At 73.0% G+C, this 15478-nt stretch carries 12 protein-coding genes; 8 read left to right on the plus strand and 4 right to left on the minus strand.

Annotation, left to right across the window (positions count from 1 at the left end):
• The 3 genes from FHY02_RS09430 to FHY02_RS22980 all read left to right on the plus strand — a co-directional run bounded on the left by FHY02_RS09430 (nt 1) and on the right by FHY02_RS22980 (nt 5991).
• Nucleotides 1-2508, plus strand: a complete 2508-nt coding sequence (locus FHY02_RS09430) for a TonB-dependent siderophore receptor (protein WP_183921676.1) — start codon at nt 1-3, stop codon at nt 2506-2508.
• Between the two features lie 68 nt (nt 2509-2576).
• The gene (locus tag FHY02_RS09435; RefSeq protein ID WP_311721288.1) at nt 2577-3326 is read left to right on the plus strand and encodes a protein ImuA; all 750 of its coding nucleotides are present in this window, start codon (nt 2577-2579) and stop codon (nt 3324-3326) included.
• A complete protein-coding gene (locus FHY02_RS22980) occupies nt 3241-5991 on the plus strand; it encodes a hypothetical protein (RefSeq protein ID WP_260172831.1) in 2751 nt (916 codons plus the stop codon). Before FHY02_RS09435 ends, FHY02_RS22980 begins: the two co-directional genes overlap by 86 nt.
• A 536-nt stretch (nt 5992-6527) precedes the next feature.
• Here the strand turns inward: FHY02_RS22980 and FHY02_RS09445 are convergent.
• Both FHY02_RS09445 and FHY02_RS09450 read right to left on the minus strand, forming a co-directional pair.
• Nucleotides 6528-6932, minus strand: coding sequence for a type II toxin-antitoxin system VapC family toxin (locus FHY02_RS09445; RefSeq protein ID WP_183921677.1), 405 nt, complete (start codon nt 6930-6932; stop codon nt 6528-6530).
• Complete coding sequence (locus FHY02_RS09450; protein WP_183921678.1) at nt 6929-7216, minus strand: type II toxin-antitoxin system Phd/YefM family antitoxin; 288 nt, start codon at nt 7214-7216, stop codon at nt 6929-6931. Before FHY02_RS09450 ends, FHY02_RS09445 begins: the two co-directional genes overlap by 4 nt.
• A gap of 41 nt (nt 7217-7257) precedes the next feature.
• Between FHY02_RS09450 and FHY02_RS09455 the strand changes: the two genes are divergently transcribed.
• The 5 genes from FHY02_RS09455 to FHY02_RS09475 all read left to right on the plus strand — a co-directional run bounded on the left by FHY02_RS09455 (nt 7258) and on the right by FHY02_RS09475 (nt 12619).
• Entirely contained in the window at nt 7258-10593 is a 3336-nt protein-coding gene (locus FHY02_RS09455) for an error-prone DNA polymerase (RefSeq protein WP_183921679.1), read from the plus strand.
• Nucleotides 10594-10681: 88 nt separating this feature from the next.
• The gene (locus FHY02_RS09460; protein WP_183921680.1) at nt 10682-10864 is read left to right on the plus strand and encodes a BLUF domain-containing protein; all 183 of its coding nucleotides are present in this window, start codon (nt 10682-10684) and stop codon (nt 10862-10864) included.
• Nucleotides 10864-11115 (plus strand): BLUF domain-containing protein, encoded by a 252-nt coding sequence (locus FHY02_RS09465; RefSeq protein WP_183921681.1) that lies wholly within the window; start codon nt 10864-10866, stop codon nt 11113-11115. Before FHY02_RS09460 ends, FHY02_RS09465 begins: the two co-directional genes overlap by 1 nt.
• 183 nt (nt 11116-11298) lie before the next feature.
• Entirely contained in the window at nt 11299-12192 is an 894-nt protein-coding gene (locus FHY02_RS09470) for a DUF535 family protein (RefSeq protein ID WP_183921682.1), read from the plus strand.
• 136 nt (nt 12193-12328) lie between these two features.
• Nucleotides 12329-12619: a hypothetical protein gene (locus tag FHY02_RS09475; protein ID WP_183921683.1), complete on the plus strand. Its 291-nt coding sequence runs from the start codon at nt 12329-12331 to the stop codon at nt 12617-12619.
• Nucleotides 12620-12628: 9 nt separating this feature from the next.
• On the opposite strand, the gene FHY02_RS09480 is transcribed toward FHY02_RS09475, so the two are convergent.
• Nucleotides 12629-14200 (minus strand): trehalase family glycosidase, encoded by a 1572-nt coding sequence (locus FHY02_RS09480; RefSeq protein WP_311731813.1) that lies wholly within the window; start codon nt 14198-14200, stop codon nt 12629-12631.
• 146 nt (nt 14201-14346) lie between these two features.
• The gene (locus FHY02_RS09485; RefSeq protein WP_183921684.1) at nt 14347-15348 is read right to left on the minus strand and encodes a fumarylacetoacetate hydrolase family protein; all 1002 of its coding nucleotides are present in this window, start codon (nt 15346-15348) and stop codon (nt 14347-14349) included.
• Between the last annotated feature and the right edge of the window lie 130 nt (nt 15349-15478).

Here is a 15478-nt window from a genome sequence, read left to right on the forward strand (position 1 = left end):
ATGACGAGAGCGCGCGGCACGGCCCTGGTGGGAATGGAGTGGATCGGCGGCACGGCTGCGTTCGTGCTGCTGGCGAGCAGTCCCGCCGCGGCGCAGACCGCGACCTTCGCGAACATCGACGCGCCAGCGGACGTCACCGTGATCGCCGCCCGCGGTGCGCCGCGCAGCGTGGCGGAGAGTGCGGTGCCCGTGGACGTGATCGGCGGCGACACGATCCGTCAGGCGAGCCCGGCGGGGGATCTCGGACAGGCGCTCGAGCAGCTGGTGCCGAGCGTCAACTTCCCGCGCCAGTCGAATTCGGGGGTCGGCGACGCGGTACGCGCGGCGCAGCTGCGCGGCCTGTCGCCCGACCAGCTGCTCGTCCTCGTCAACGGCAAACGCTATCATACCACGTCGACGCTGGCGCTCGACTCCAAGATCGGTCGCGGCACCGCCCCGGTCGATCTCGCCACGCTGCCCACCGGCGCGATCGCACGCGTCGACGTGCTGCGCGACGGGGCGGGTGCGCAATATGGCTCCGACGCGATCGCCGGCGTGATCGATCTGGGGCTCGACCGGCGGGCCAGCGGCGCGATCGCCGATCTGAGCTATGGCAGCAATCTCACCGCACCCGGCGCGATCGGCCGGCGGCTGCGTGACGGCGCGACGGTCCAGGCCGCGCTGGAACTCGGCACCGGGCTCGGCGACGGCTTCCTGACGGTGGGCGGCGACTGGTCGCACCAGCAGGGCACCGACCGCGCCGGGTACGATCGCGGCGGCTACTATCTGTCGAACGGCAGCGCGACCGATCCGCGCAACACGCGCCTGCTCGGCCGGCGGCTGTTCAAGCTGGGCGACCCCGCCGCCTCGGGCTTCCACCTGTGGTACAATGCGGAGACGTCGGTCGCGCCGGGGCTCACGCTCTACGGCTTCGGCATCGCGCAGGTGCGGCGGGCACTGGGGAGCAACTTCTTCCGCTGGCCCGTCATCGTCGACGGCGACGGCGACGATTATCTGCCGGTCGCGCAGCCGGGTGGCACCGCCGGCTTCCGCCCGGTGTCGGTGATACACGACCGGGACGGCTCGGGCACGCTCGGGCTGCGCGGCGCCGTCGGCGGGTGGCGGGTGGACGGGAGCGTCACCTATGGCGCCAACGCGATCGACGATGACCTGCGCGAGAGCGTCAATTACTCGCTCGGCGCGGCGAGCCCCACGCGCTTCCATCTCACCTCGCTGCGCTCGGACCAGCTGGTCGGCGACCTCGATCTCACCCGCGACTATGAGGTCGGGCTGGCCGTGCCGCTGACGGTCTCGGGCGGGATCGAGCTGCGGCAAGAGCGCTGGCGCGCCGGACCGGGCGACCCTGCCTCCTATGCCGTCGGGCCGCTCGCCGATCCCGCGATGCTCGGGCTTCAGCCCGGCGCACAGGCCGGCCCCGGCCTGACGCCCGAGGACGCGCGCCGCGTCGCGCGGTCGGTGGCGGCGGGCTATGTCGAGACCAGCACCGAGCCGCTGCCGGGGATCACGGTCGACCTGGCGGCGCGCGCGGAACGGTATAGCGACGCGGGTGCCGCGCTCGCCGGCAAAGCGGCGTGGCGCGCCGCGCTGGGGCACGGGGTCGCGCTGCGCGGCTCGGTCTCGAACAGCTTCCGGGCGCCCGCGCTGGCGCAGCGCGGCCTGTCCTCCACCACGCTCGGCTTCGGCGCGGGCGGACAGCTTCGCCGCATCGCGACGCTGGCGGTGGACAGTCCGGCGGCGCGGGCGCTCGGCGCGGCGCCGCTGCGGGCGGAGCGCAGTCTCAACCAGTCCGGCGGGATCGTCGCCGCCCCTGCGGCGGGGCTGCGACTGACGCTCGACCTCTTCCAGATCCAGGTGCGGCGCCGGCTCACCTTGTCCGAGCGGTTCGATCTCACCGCGCTGGACGAAGCCGCGCGCGCGGCGCTCGGGCTGGAGCGGTACGACGCGATCAACTTCTTCACCAATGCGGTGGATCTGCGCACCCGCGGGATCGAGGCGACGGGCGAGCAGCGGTTGGCGCTTGGCGCGGCACGGCTCACGCTGTCTGCCGGCTACAGCTATGCCGCCAGTGCGATCCGACGCGTCGCGGCGCCGCCGCCGCAGCTCGCCGCGCACGGGATCAGCGGTGCGTTGGTCGGGCTGGAGGAGGCGAACACGCTCGACGGCGCGGCGCCGCGTGACAAGCTGATCCTCGGTGCCGAGCTGGGCCGCGAACCATGGTCGGCGATGCTCCGCGCGACGCGCTTCGGCGCGGTCACCCACCAGTTCGATTTCGGTGCGGGGGACACGCCGTCGCAGCGGTTCGCCGCGCGCTGGTCGCTCGACGCGGAATGGTCCTTCTCGCTGTCGCCACGGCTGCGCCTCGCGGTCGGCGGGATCAATCTCGCCGACGCCTATCCGGCGCCGTCCGGCGACGCGATCAACGGTGCGGGCAATCTCGCCTACGATCCGCTCTCGCCGATTGGGGTCAACGGGCGTTATCTGTACGCGCGGGGACGAATCGCCTTCTGAGCATCACGGACTCGACTCAACCCATTAGAACAAAGTAAGAACGACGCTCCACCAGCGAGTCGTCACCTGTGTCCGAGTCGAGCGTCCTCCAGTCCCTGCGCGATACGCTCAGCGCGATCGAGGGCGACGGCCATCGCCGTCGCCCGGTACTGCCGTTCGGCGTGCCCGCGGTCGACGAGCGGCTCGCCAACGGCGGGCTGCGGCTCGACGCGCTGCACGAGGTCGCCGCCGCCACCCCCGCGATGGGCGACGACGCCTCGGCCACGCTCTTCCTCGCCGGCGTCGCCGCGCGCGCCTGGGGACCGGTCCTGTGGGTGGTGCGGCGGCGCGACCTGTTCGCGCCCGGCCTCTACCAGTCGGGTCTCGCGCCCGATCGCGTGCTATACGCCGAGGCGAGCGACGACGCCGAGGTGCTCGCGCTGATGGAGGAAGGCCTGCGCCACCGCGCGCTCGGCGCGGTGATCGGCGAGACGCGCCGCGCGGCGATGGCCTCGACGCGGCGGCTCCAGCTTGCCGCCGAGGGCGGGCGCACCATCGCCCTGCTGCTCAAGCGCCACGCGCGCGAGGGCGCTGACCCGCTCGCGGTGCCGTCCGCGGCGGTGACGCGCTGGCGCGTCGGCTCCGCCCCCTCGGCGCCGCTGCCGGTGGCGGGCGTCGGGCGCGCGCGCTGGGATCTCGCGCTGGTGCGGCAACGCAACGGCGAATCTTTTCAGACAATCGTGGAGGCATGCGATGAGACGGGTCGCATCGCTCTACCTGCCCGACTGGTCGATCGACCGGCTGCGGCGGGCAGAGCCGGCGCTCGCGCCGCCGCCTGAGCGCGTGGCGCTCGACCTCGCCGCGCTGAAGGCGGCGGGTGACGCCGAGCAGGGCGGCAAACAGTGCGACGCGCCGCGCAACACCGGCTGGCGCCCGGGCGCGCGCTGGGCGCGCGACGACGGCGGCTATCTGCCCGGCCCGCTGCGCGGCGTCGACGAGGCGACCGGCGGCGCGGGGGCGTGCTGGGCGGGCGAGACGCGTGCCGACGTCGCGCGCCGCGTCGCCGCGATCGCGCCGCACCAGCGCCCGCCGATGCGCGAGATGGGCCGCCGCAGCGAGGCGGCGGAGCATCCGTTCAAGCGGCTGCCCGGCGACGATGGGGGCAAGTCGAGCGGCTGGCCCGAGCCGGTGATGGCGCCGGTGCGCACCGGCGGCGAGGGCGTGCGGCCGACCTCACGCCAGCGCGAGCGCGGCAGCAGTGCGGCCGGGGCGCGACCGTCACCCCCCTTGTCGCCGTCAGACAGAGCCCAGGGTACCGCGAGCCAACCCACCCCGGTGCCCGCGGCACGATGGACCGCGGCGCAAGGTCGGGGTGACGACGCGCGCCCCTTACCCTCTTTCGCCTCGTCGTCCCGGACGTGTTCCGGGATCCAGGGTGCCGCGAGCGAACCGGCGGCGACTCGCGCGGGACGACGGCTCTCCGCGCAGGGCCGCGGTGACGAGGCGCGCCCCTCGCCCTCCTTCGCTCCGTCATCCCGGACGTTTCCCAGTATCCACGGTCCCGCGCCTTCAGCGGCCGAGGCGGGCGCGGAAAACTGGATCCCGGAACAGGTCCGGGATGACGGCAAAGCGCGAGAGGGTGCGAACCCCACCGTCCGCCTCGTGGCGCACGTCTCCACCGCAATTGACGGTCCTGCGGCTTCCATCTCAGACACCCCCGCCGTACCCGCGCCCCACCCCGCCTCGCGCGTCTCCCACGTCTCCCCCGCGCTGAGCGGCGCGTGGAACGCGATGCCCGCGATCCGCTATCCCGGCGACGGGCCGCACCCGGACAAGACCGCCGCCAAGGAGCGCCGACCCGGCTCGAACGACCCCGGCGCCGCGGTGAAGGAGGTCGCCGCCTTCTTCGACACCGGCCGCACCACCGCGGGCACGGTCGCGCGCGTCTGCCGCGACCCCGCCGCGGCCGCCCCTCCCGGCCCCGCATACGACATCGCGCCGCCGCTCGTCACCGTCCAGAAGGTGGGCAGCCGGGTCGAGATCGCCGCCGCCTCCGCCGCGGCGCGCGCGATCGGGGTCGAGCCCGGCATGGCGCTGACGCAGGTGCGCGCCGCTACCCCCGAGATCGTCGTGCGCGACGCCGACCCGGAGGGCGACCAGCGCGCGCTGCATCGGCTCGCGGTCGCGCTGGCGCGGCGCTGGACGCCGGTGGTGGCGATCGAGGACTCGCAGTCGCTGCTGCTCGACCTCACCGGCGTGGCGCATCTCCACGGCGGCGAGTCACGGCTGGCGCGGCGGCTGGTGCGGCTACTCGCGCGGCTCGGAATCACCGCGCGCGTCGCGATCGCCGATACCGCGGGCGCCGCCTGGGCCTGCGCGCACCATGCCGAGCCCGAGCAGGGCGGCGTGACGATCCTGCCGCCGGGCGCGACGCTCGACGCGCTCGCGCCGCTGCCGGTGGCGTCGCTCCGCGTCGACGAGCGCGCGCTCGAGCTGCTGCGCCGGCTCGGCGTCGACACCGTCGGCCAGCTCGCCGCGCTGCCGCGCGCGCCGCTGGCGCGCCGCTTCGGCACCGCGCTGGCACAGCGGCTCGACCAGGCGAGCGGGCGCGCGCCCGAGCCGCTCGCCCCGGTGGTGCCGCCGGTGGCGATCACGGTGGAGCAGCGCTTCGCCGAGCCGCTGCTCACCGCCGAGCCGATCGCGCACTGGATCGGGCAATTGGTCGACCGGCTCGCCGCCGAGCTGGCGCGCGCGGGGCGCGGCGCGCGCCAGCTGCTGCTCGCCGCCACGCGGGTCGACGCCGCGGTGCAGACGCTGCGGGTCGGCTTCGCGCGGCCGACGCGCGCGCGCGATCACCTGCGCCGGCTGCTGCTGCGCCGCGTCGAGCGGATCGACCCCGGCTTCGGGATCGAGGCGCTGACGCTCCACGTCCAGCGCGCCGACCCGCTCGCGCCCGAGTATCTCGACGGCGACCTTGCCGAGGGCGAGCGCCCCGACCTGGCGCCCCTGGTGGACGCGATCGTCAACCGCATCGGCGCGGCGCGGCTGTGGCGCGCGCGCGCGGTGGAGAGCGACGTGCCCGAGCGCTCGGTGGCGGGTGCCGCGCCGCTTGACCCGCCCGAGCGCGCCGCGCCGACGCTGCGCCGCGACGACGTGCGCCGGCTCGACACGCGCGACGCGGACCATCCGTGGCACCCGCGCTGGCCGCGCCCGACGCGGCTGCTGCGCCGCCCCGAGCCGCTCGACCATGTCCTGGCCGAGCTACCCGACCAGCCACCCAAGCGCTTCACCTGGCGCGGCGAGTCGCATGTCGTGGTGTGCGGCGACGGGCCCGAGCGGATCGCGGGCGAGTGGTGGCGCCGCCGCGGCGAGCGCGACGCGGTGCGCGACTATTACCAGGTCGAGGACGAGGCGGGCCGGCGCTACTGGTTGTTCCGCCGCGGCGACGGCGAGCGCGGCGCGACCGGCGACCTGACCTGGTACATGCACGGGACGTTCGGGTGAGCGGGGGTTGCCTCCCGCCGGTGCGGGGTAGGCCGCGGTGCGACGGCGTCGGCGGCCGACTCTTCGCCGCGGTGCTCCCGCGCACGCAGGAGCCTAGGGTATCGAGCGCCGACGACTGTGCCCGCAGTTGGTGGACGGCGTGCCGCTTGGCCCTGGGTTCCCGCGTACGCGGGAACACGGCGGAAGGTACCGTCGGGTGGGCTCGCATGCGGCGGACGATGCGCCGCGCGGGTCTGTGTTCCTGCCGACACAGGAGCATGATGGTGGGAGACGATCCCACCCTCCCTCCTCCACTCGATTACACCGGCGACCTACGCGCCGCCGCCCTCCTCTCGCGTCGCCCCGGCGGAGGCCGGGGAGCAGTTGGGAAGGCTTTCGTGAGACTCACCGGCGTCCTCCACCTGGGCCCCGGCTTCCGCCGGGGCGACGGTAGCGGGTGTGGTCGCCGTATCGCTTCCATCACTGCTGTACCGGGCGGCAACGCCTGGCACTGCTACGACTCTCAGCGACTCCCCCCGAACGTCACCTCTACCCCTTCACCCCCGCGCGTCGATCGCACGGACATGCCCCGCCGCGGCATAGCGCAGGATATGCTCGTCCGCCGTGATCAGCGCGGCGTCGAGCGCGCGCGCGGTCGCCACCATCAGCCGGTCGCATGGGTCGCCGTGGAGGCCGTTGCCGAGCCGCCCCGCCTCCAGCGCGATCGCGCGCGACACGGGCACGTCACGCGCCGCGAGGCTCGCGAGGCTGCGCTCGACCCATGTGTCGGGCGGCAGGGCGAGCACCAGCCGGCCGCGATCGACGAGCATCGCGATCTCCCACGCCACCATCGCCGAGACGCGACGGTCGTCGTCCCCCGCGATCGACGCGCGGGCGCGCGCGCCCAGCCGCGGCGAGTCGTCGACCGCCCAGATCACGACATGCGTGTCGAGCAGGATCACCGCGGCGGCGTGTCGGCGCGCGCCGCGAAGCCGAGCGAGTCCCACGCCGCGTCACGCGCGCCGTCGTCCGGCTCGAGCGGCGCGACGATGTCGCCGTGAACCGCCACCGTGCCCCGCATCGCGCCGAACGGCCCGGCATCGTCGGCGCGCAGCTCGCGCGCGGTGAGCGTCAGCGCGGGGCGACCGCGCCGCGTGATCGTCAGCGGCTCGCCGCTGCGCTCCATCTCGCCCAGCAGCGCGAGGCAGCGCGCCTTGAACTCGGTGATGCCGACGACCTTGCCCATCCGCGCCTCCAACTGACCATTTCATCTAGTCGGTTCGACCCGTGACGTACAGCGAGCTCCAGGTCACCACGCATTTCTCGTTCCTGCGCGGCGCCTCGTCGTGCGAGCAGCTGGTCGCCACCGCGGCGGCGATGGGGATGCCCGCGCTGGGCGTGGTCGACCGCAACTCGGTCGCGGGCGTGGTGCGAGCGCTCTACGCCTGCGACCAGGTGCGCCGCGACAGCGGGCTCGAGGTGCGCTCGATCCCGGGCTGCCGGCTCGACCTGGTCGACGGCGCCTCGCTGCTGGTCTGGCCCGAGGACCGCGCCGGCTGGTCGCGGCTGACCGAACTGCTCAGCCGCGGCAAGGCGCGCGCCGACGCGCAACGCGGCGAGAAGGGGCGCTGCTTCCTCCACTGGGAGGACGTCGCCGCGCACGCCAAGGGGCTGGTCGCCGCGCTGGTCCCGGGCCACGCGCCCGACCCCGAGCCGATGCGCTGGATGGCCGACCTGTTCGGCGACGCCGGCCACGTCTGCCTCACCCATTACCGCCGCCCCGGCGAGCAGCTGCGACTGCACCGGCTGAGCGAGGCAGCGCGCGCGCACGGGCTGACTCCGCTCGCCACCGGCGACGTGCTGTACCACGCACCCGAGCAGCGCATGCTCCAGGACGTCGTCACCGCGATCCGCGAGAAGTGCACGATCGACGAACTCGGCCTCCGCCGCGAGCGCAGCGCCGACCGCCACCTCAAGCCGCCGGGCGCGATGGCGCGGCTGTTCCGCGACCGGCCCGAGGCGATCGCCGCCGCGGCGGCGATCGTCGAGCGCTGCACCTTCTCGCTGCGCGAGCTGCAATACCAATATCCCGACGAGCTGGTGATGAGCGGGCGCAGCGCGCAGGAAGCACTCGCCCGCCTCTCGCGCGACGCGCTGGCGCGCCTGTTCGAGGGCACGCCCCCGGCGCGCTACGCCGAGCAGCTCGAGCACGAGCTGACGCTGGTCGAGCGGATGAGCTACGCGCCCTATTTCCTCACGGTCAACTCGATCGTCAGCTTCGCGCGCGGGCAGCAGATCCTGTGCCAGGGGCGCGGCAGCGCGGCCAATTCGATCATCTGCTACGTGCTCGGCATCACCTCGATCGACCCGATCAAGCACCAATTGCTATTCGAGCGCTTCATCTCGGAGGAGCGCAGCGAGCCGCCCGACATCGACATCGATTTCGAGCACGAGCGGCGCGAGGAAGTGATCCAGTGGATCTACGAGAGCTACGGCCACGACCATGCCGCGCTGACCGCGGTGGTCAGCCGCTTTCGCACCCGCGGCGCGATCCGCGAGGTGGGCAAGGTGCTCGGCCTGCCCGAGGACATGACCGGCGCACTCGCCAGCCAGGTCTGGGGCTGGTCGAACGAGGGCGTGCCGACCGAGCATGTCGCGGCGCTCCACCTCGACGCCGCCGAGCCGCGGCTGGCGCTCGCGCTCGATCTCGCCAAGCAGCTGATCGGCACGCCGCGCCACCTGTCGCAACACCCCGGCGGCTTCGTGCTGACGCGCGACCCGCTCCACCAGCTCGTCCCGATCGAGCCCGCCGCGATGGTGGACCGCCGCGTGATCGAGTGGGAGAAGGCCGACATCGAGGAGCTCGGCTTCATGAAGGTCGACATCCTCGGGCTCGGCATGCTGGGCTGCATGCGCCGCGCCTTCGACCTGCTCGCCGCGCACAAGAACGTCGACATGGACCTCGCCAGCGCGCCGTTGCAGGGCGACGATCCGGCGACCTACCGGATGATCCAGCAGGCCGACACGCTCGGCGTGTTCCAGATCGAGAGCCGCGCGCAGATGAGCATGCTGCCGCGGATGAAGCCGAAGACCTTCTACGACATCGCCATCCAGGTCGCGATCGTGCGGCCGGGGCCGATCCAGGGCAACATGGTCCACCCCTATCTCAAGCGCCGCGAGGGCCGCGAGACGGTGGAATATCCCAATGAGGCGCTGCGCGCGGTGCTGGAGAAGACGCTGGGCGTGCCGCTGTTCCAGGAGCAGGCGATGCAGGTCGCGATCATCGGCGGCGGCTTCACGCCGGGCGAGGCCGACGAGCTGCGCCGTGCGATGGCGACCTTCAAGCTGACCGGCGGGGTCGGGCGCTTCCGCGAGCGGCTGATCGCGGGGATGCGCGGCAACGGCATCAGCGAGGCCTTCGCCGAGCGGCTGGTGGCGCAGATCGAGGGCTTCGGCAGCTACGGCTTCCCCGAGAGCCACGCCGCCAGCTTCGCCAAGATCGCCTACGCCTCGTCGTGGATGAAATGCCACCACCCCGACGTGTTCTGCGCGGCGCTGCTCAACGCGCAGCCGATGGGATTCTACGCCCCCGCGCAGATCGTCCGCGACGCACGCGCGCACGGCGTGGAGGTGCGCCCGCCCTGCGTGCTGGAGAGCGAGTGGGACACCGCGCTGGTGGAGAGGGGGGAGTCGCTGGCGGCGCGCGGGTTGAGCGTGCGGCGTGGGGCTGAGGCTAGCGACGCGGGTAAGATTGAACCCTCCTCATCTCCGCTTCGGTTCGCCCCGCTGCGGCTCGGCCTGCGCGTGATCCACGGCCTGTCCGGCGAGGACGCCGGGCGGATCCTCACCGCGCGCGCCCACGTGCCGTTCCGCTCGGTCGAGGACCTGTGGCGCCGCTCGGGCGTGCCGCTGGCGACGCTCGAGAAACTGGCGCGCGCGGACGCCTTTCACGCGCTTGGGCTCGACCGGCGCCAGGCGCTCTGGGCGATCCGCGGGCTGGGCGAGACGCCGCTGCCGCTGCTCGCCGGGATCGAGCGCCGCGAGGAGCCGGTGACGCTCGCCAAGCTCACCCAGGGGCGCGAGGTGGTGGAGGATTATCGCGCCACGCAGATGTCGCTGCGCGCGCACCCGCTCGAGTTCCTGCGCCCGCGGCTCGACGACGCGCGGGTGACTCGCTGCGGCGATCTCGCCGGCAAGCATGGCAAGATGGTCGAGGTCGCCGGCATCATCCTGGTGCGCCAGCGCCCCGGCTCGGCCAAGGGCGTGCTCTTCATCACGATCGAGGACGAGACCGGGGTCGCCAACGGCATCCTCTGGCCCGATCGCTTCGAGGCGCAGCGCCGCACCGTGATGTCGTCGGCGATGGTCAGCCTGAAGGGGTCCGTGCAGCAGGAAGGCGCGGTGATCCACGTCATCGTCGACCGGGTCACCGATCTCACCGCGATGCTGCGCTCGGTCGGCGACGTCGACCTGCCGCGGCTGGTGGCGCGCGGCGACGGCGCCACCTACCCCGGCGCGCCCGACCGCGGCGACAAGGGCTGGCAGCCGCGCCCGCGCTCCGACTATCACTTCCGCGAGCGGCGCGACGACGTGATCCCGATCGCCAGCCACGACTTTCATTGACCGCAACTATCTACAATCTTCGACAAGCATTTAGCGTCATCGTGCCGATGGCCGACGCGCGCCGCCCACTCTCTCGGACGACCCGCTTATGGCCGCTGCCCTGCACCAGATCGTCTATATCAGCCGCGCCACTGCGCCGCTCTCCGACGACGCGGCGGCGGCGCTGTGCCGTGCCGCGGCCGAGCGCAACCGCGGCGCCGGCATCACCGGCCTGCTGCTCCACGACGGGACGCGCTTCATCCAGGCGATCGAGGGCGAAGGGGCCGCCTGATGGTACGCATCGCGCGCGACCCGCGCCACCACGCGATCGGCTATGTCAGCGATGGTCCCGTCGCCGCGCGGCAGTTTGGCGAGTGGGCGATGGACTATCGCCGCGTCGACGACATCCCCGCCGCGGCCGACTTTCTCGCGACGGTCAAGCGCGCGCTCGCGGGGGTCGAGGACCCCGGCCTGCTCGCCGCCTTCATCGGCTTCGCGGTGATCGGGCGCGGAGAGCGCCGCCGCGGCTTTGTCCCGCGCTGAGACGGCGGATCGTGCCGCTTCGCGGCGACCGTCCCAACCCACAGCAATTTAGCTTGAACTTTCCGTTGCTTTGCAACATCGCCCGGCGGCGCGATCCCGGCCCCTGGCCGCTGCGGACGCGATCGCAGCCGGGACGCAGGACAACAGAACGGATGAGCACGGGCTCCGATCGTCGAGGCACGCATGCTGGCACTTAAGCCGTCGCGACGCGCGCGACAGCTGCTCGGCCTGCTGCGACACCCGGTCGAACAGGTGCGGCTGCGACGCGCCATGTCGCGCGCGCGTCGCGCCGGCGTCGCCGCGTCCAAGGACGCCGGCGCGCGTCATGGGTCGTTCAAATATGTCGGCGCCTATCTTGCCACCCCGCTCAGCCGCCGCCAGCGGCTCGCCGCGCTGATCCACCACCATGACTTCGTCGGCCGCCACGCCGCGGCACACGGCGCCACGCTGTGGCGGGCGCCGTTCACGCTGTGGGAGCGGCACGATGAGGAGGGCCGCCACCACGCGGTGCTGCTCACCCCCGCGCGACTGGCGCCGATGGAAGGCGAGGTGGAGCTTGCCTTCCTGCTCGACGGGCAGCGGCTGTTCACGCTGACCTTCGCGCTGGTGAGCGGCGCGCTGGTCGGCGCCGCGGACGTGCCGGTGCTGCTCGTCGGCGGGCTGCAGGGCGGCTATCAGGTGCGCGAGGAGCTGCGCTACGCCGCGCGCGCCAACGGCGAGATCGCCGCACCGACGCTGCTGCTGCTCGCCGCGGCGACGCTGGCAGAGGCGCTCGGCGCCGCGCTGCTGGCCGGCCCGTCGAACCGGACCCAGGTGGCGGCCGGCTATGTCGTGGACGGACGGTCGAGCTCGCTCGACTATGACGAGCTCTGGGCCAAGCTCGACGGCGAGCGCACCTCCGCCGACTTCTTCCTCGTCGACCCGCGCCGCGAGGAACCGGAGGAGGGCGAGGTCTCGGGCAAGCACCGCTCGCGCACGCGGCGCCGACGCCGGATGCGCGCCGCGCTGCGCGCCGAGATGCTCGCCGCACTCGCGGCGGCGACGGGGCGAATGGATCTCGTCGCGGCACCTTTGTAGAAAAGTACCGCATTCAACTGTGGTGGCACAGTATAGTGTAAGGTTTACCCGCGCACCCAGCCGACTTGCCCGATTGTCTCAGTCAACACGAAAGCGCAGCGTCTCGCCCGTTCCAGCGTCAACACTGGAGGCGATCATGACAGAACAGCGTCAACACGAGCTCGACGAGTCCGAATCCGCGCGCGTCACGCGCCTATCGAGCGAGATCAAGGAGCGGCTCGACGAGTTGGCCACGATCTTTCGCGGCGCCGTCGGGCTCGGCGAAGTGCCCGAGGATGCGCTCAAGTTCGAGGCCAAGACGGTGAAGCGCGGCGAGCGCCGGCTCCAGACGGTCGAGCTGATCTGCGACGGCAGCGACTGCGGTTGTATCACCACGTTCCCGAACGGCCGGGTCCTCGTCGAATGGCCCTGCGGGACCGCGGGCTGAGGCAGACGCCTATTGCCCGTCCTGCCCGTAGCGCTGCTGTAGCGCGCGGGTGACGCCGTTGGTCCAGCCGAAGCCGTCCTGCGTCGGATATTCGCCGCCGCCGCCCGCGCGGCTCTCCTCGACGTCATATTTCTCGAGCAGCTTGCCCGAGGCGCGATACTCGCGCTCCACCGTAGCGAGGAAGCGCGTGCCGATCTGTCGAGCCACGCGCTCGGCGCCGTAGCGACGCAGCCCCTCCACCGCGACCCATTGCAACGGCGCCCAGCCGTTCGGCTTGTCCCACTGCTGCCCGGTCGCCGCGGCGGTGGTGCGCAGCCCGTTGGCGGCGAGCAGGTCGCGCTCGATCGTCTGCGCGACCCGCGCGCCGCGCGTCCGCGACGCCACGTCGGTGAACAGCGGGTAGGCCGTCGCCGCCGTGACGCCGGCGCGCAGCCGTGCGGCGGCAAGGTCATAGTCGCCGTAGCGGCCGTCGCGCTCGCTCCACAGCCAGCGCTCGATCGCCCGCTGGCGGGTCGTCGCGGCGCGCTCGAACGTCGCCGCGCAGGGTCGCGCCAGCGCACGGCAGCGCGCCGCGATCGCGCGCTCCATGCCGTAGAGCAGGCTGTTGAGATCGGCCGGGACGATCTTCGTCGTGTCGATCGTCGCCAGCGTCCGCCCGTCGCCGAACCAGCGCGAGCTATAGTCCCAGCCGCTCTCCGCGCCGGCGCGCAGGTCCTTGTAGACGCGCGGGTCGCCCTCGCCGGTCGCGACGTCCTCTCGATAGCTCTCGTCGCGCGGGGTCGACTTGCCGTCGCCGTAATGCTGGAGGCGCGCGCCGTCGGGCATGGTCGCGGAGCGCTGCTCGATCCAGAAACGATGCTCGGCGAGCAGGGCGTCGAGCCAGCGCGCCTGGGTGGCGCGGTCGACGTCGCGCACCAAGCTCATCATAAGGTAGAGGAACGGCGGCTGCGAGCGACTGACGTAATAGGTCCGCGTCCCGTTGGGGACGTGGCCGTAGCGCTCGACCAGCGAGACGAAATTCTCGATCATGTCGCGGGTGAGTGGCCGCTGGCTGTCCGCCTCCAGGCCCAGCATCGTGAAATAGCTGTCCCAGTAATACATCTCGCGGAAGCGCCCGCCCGGCACGACGTAACGGTGCGGCAGCGCGAGCGCGGAGGAGCCCGGCGGCGGGCTCAGCGGCGGCCGGGTGAGCTGCGGCCAGAGCGCGCGGATGTGCTCGGCGAGCCGCGGCCGCGCCGCGCTGGGGGGCGCGGTGCGACCCGGCTCGGGCACGTCGAAGTTGGCGAGCACGAAGGCGCGCAGCCCGCCATCGTCGAGCGCGCCGGCACGCGCGTAATCGGCCATGATCGCGGCGGGGCTGCGCTTCGGCGTGGCGTCGGCGAAAGTCTTGCCGTCGGGGAAGAGCCGGCGGCGCTGCACCTGGTCGAACAGCGCGCCGAACAGCTCGGCGGGCGAGGCGGGATAGGCGCGCGTCGCGGCGGGGATGGCGGAAGCGGCGGGGGAGGCGGCCGTCTGGGCCGCAGCGACGTCGGGCAGCAGCGCGAGCATCAGCGCCGCGGCCGCTACCGTGCTGCCGCGCACGCGGGAGCTCCAGCGATCCGCACGTCTCGACCCGACGCACTGTTCGGCCCAGGGCTCCTGCCTTCGCACGAGCACGGCGCAGGGGACGGGACCGTCGGCGCTCGGGCGGCGACCGCGCGCCGCGGACGCGCCGATGTCCCGACCGCTCACTCGACCACCTGTTCGATGGCGCCGAAGATCGTGTGGTGGCGATCGTCCTCGGCCCAGATCCGCACCGTGTCGTCGCGTTGCAGGAAGCGGGTGGTCGCCTCACCGCCGCGCAGCGTCTCGACCGCGCGCTGCTCGGCGATGCAGGAGTAACCCAGTCCCCCCTCGCTCACCGGGCGGCCGGGACCGCCCTTGGCGTCGCGGTTGGAAACGGTGCCCGAGCCGATGATCGTGCCCGCGCCGAGCCGGCGCGTCCGCGCCGCGTGTGCGATCAGCGCGCCGAAGTCGAAGGTCATGTCCTCGCCCGCCTCGGCTCGGCCGAACGGCTGGCCGTTCCGCTCGACCATCAGCCGGCGGTGGAGCTTGCCGTCCCGCCACCACGCGCCAAGCGAATCGGGCGTGACGAACACCGGCGAGAAGGAGGAGGCGGGCTTGGACTGGAAGAAGCCGAAGCCTTTCGCCACCTCGCCCGCGATCAGCCCGCGCAGCGACACGTCGTTGGTCAGGCCCACCAGCCGGATCAGCCCGAGTGCGGCGTCGCGTGTCGTGCCCTGCGGTACGTCGCCGGTGACGACCACGACTTCGGCCTCGAAGTCGGCGTCCCAGCTCTCGTCGGCGAGCGCGATCGGGTCGCGCGCGCCGAGGAGGGAGTCCGAGCCGCCCTGGTAGAGCAACGGATCGTGCCAGTAGCTCTCCGGCAGCGCGGCGCCGCGCGCCTGCCGCACCAGCGCGACATGGTTCACATAGGCCGAGCCGTCGGCCCATTGATAGGCGCGCGGCAGCGGCGCGGCAGCGTCATGCTCGTGAAAGCGCGCGCGCGGAATCGCCTCGTTGCGCAGATCGGTGGCGAGCAGCTCGAGTGTGGGCGCGACGCGCTCCCAGTCGTCCAGCGCGGCCTGGAGCGTGGGGCAGAGGTGCGCCGCGTCGGCGTACCAGGCGAGGTCGTCCGAGACCACGACGAGGCGACCGTCGCGCCCCTCTTTCAGGCTGGCGAGTTTCATGCGCTGCTCCTCTCCGCGTTAGGCGTATCGCGATTGTTGAGCCGACGCCACCGGAGACGGCATAGCCGTCCCCGCGCTCGGAGCGACGCGACGTGGTCGACGACTCACCGTCTATAATGAGAGACCCGGT

This window comes from Sphingomonas sp. BK069 (genome assembly GCF_014193405.1).
Classification (GTDB): domain Bacteria; phylum Pseudomonadota; class Alphaproteobacteria; order Sphingomonadales; family Sphingomonadaceae; genus Sphingomonas.

Excerpts from the sequence above, each read along its gene's own strand:
- FHY02_RS09430 (WP_183921676.1), top strand. The coding sequence starts at position 1 with ATGACGAGAGCGCGCGGCACGGCCCTGGTGGGAATGGAGTGGATCGGC.
- FHY02_RS22980 (WP_260172831.1), top strand. The coding sequence starts at position 3,241 with ATGAGACGGGTCGCATCGCTCTACCTGCCCGACTGGTCGATCGACCGG.
- FHY02_RS09450 (WP_183921678.1), bottom strand. The coding sequence starts at position 7,216 with ATGGGCAAGGTCGTCGGCATCACCGAGTTCAAGGCGCGCTGCCTCGCG.
- FHY02_RS09460 (WP_183921680.1), top strand. The coding sequence starts at position 10,682 with ATGGCCGCTGCCCTGCACCAGATCGTCTATATCAGCCGCGCCACTGCG.
- FHY02_RS09465 (WP_183921681.1), top strand. The coding sequence starts at position 10,864 with ATGGTACGCATCGCGCGCGACCCGCGCCACCACGCGATCGGCTATGTC.
- FHY02_RS09470 (WP_183921682.1), top strand. The coding sequence starts at position 11,299 with ATGCTGGCACTTAAGCCGTCGCGACGCGCGCGACAGCTGCTCGGCCTG.
- FHY02_RS09475 (WP_183921683.1), top strand. The coding sequence starts at position 12,329 with ATGACAGAACAGCGTCAACACGAGCTCGACGAGTCCGAATCCGCGCGC.
- FHY02_RS09485 (WP_183921684.1), bottom strand. The coding sequence starts at position 15,348 with ATGAAACTCGCCAGCCTGAAAGAGGGGCGCGACGGTCGCCTCGTCGTG.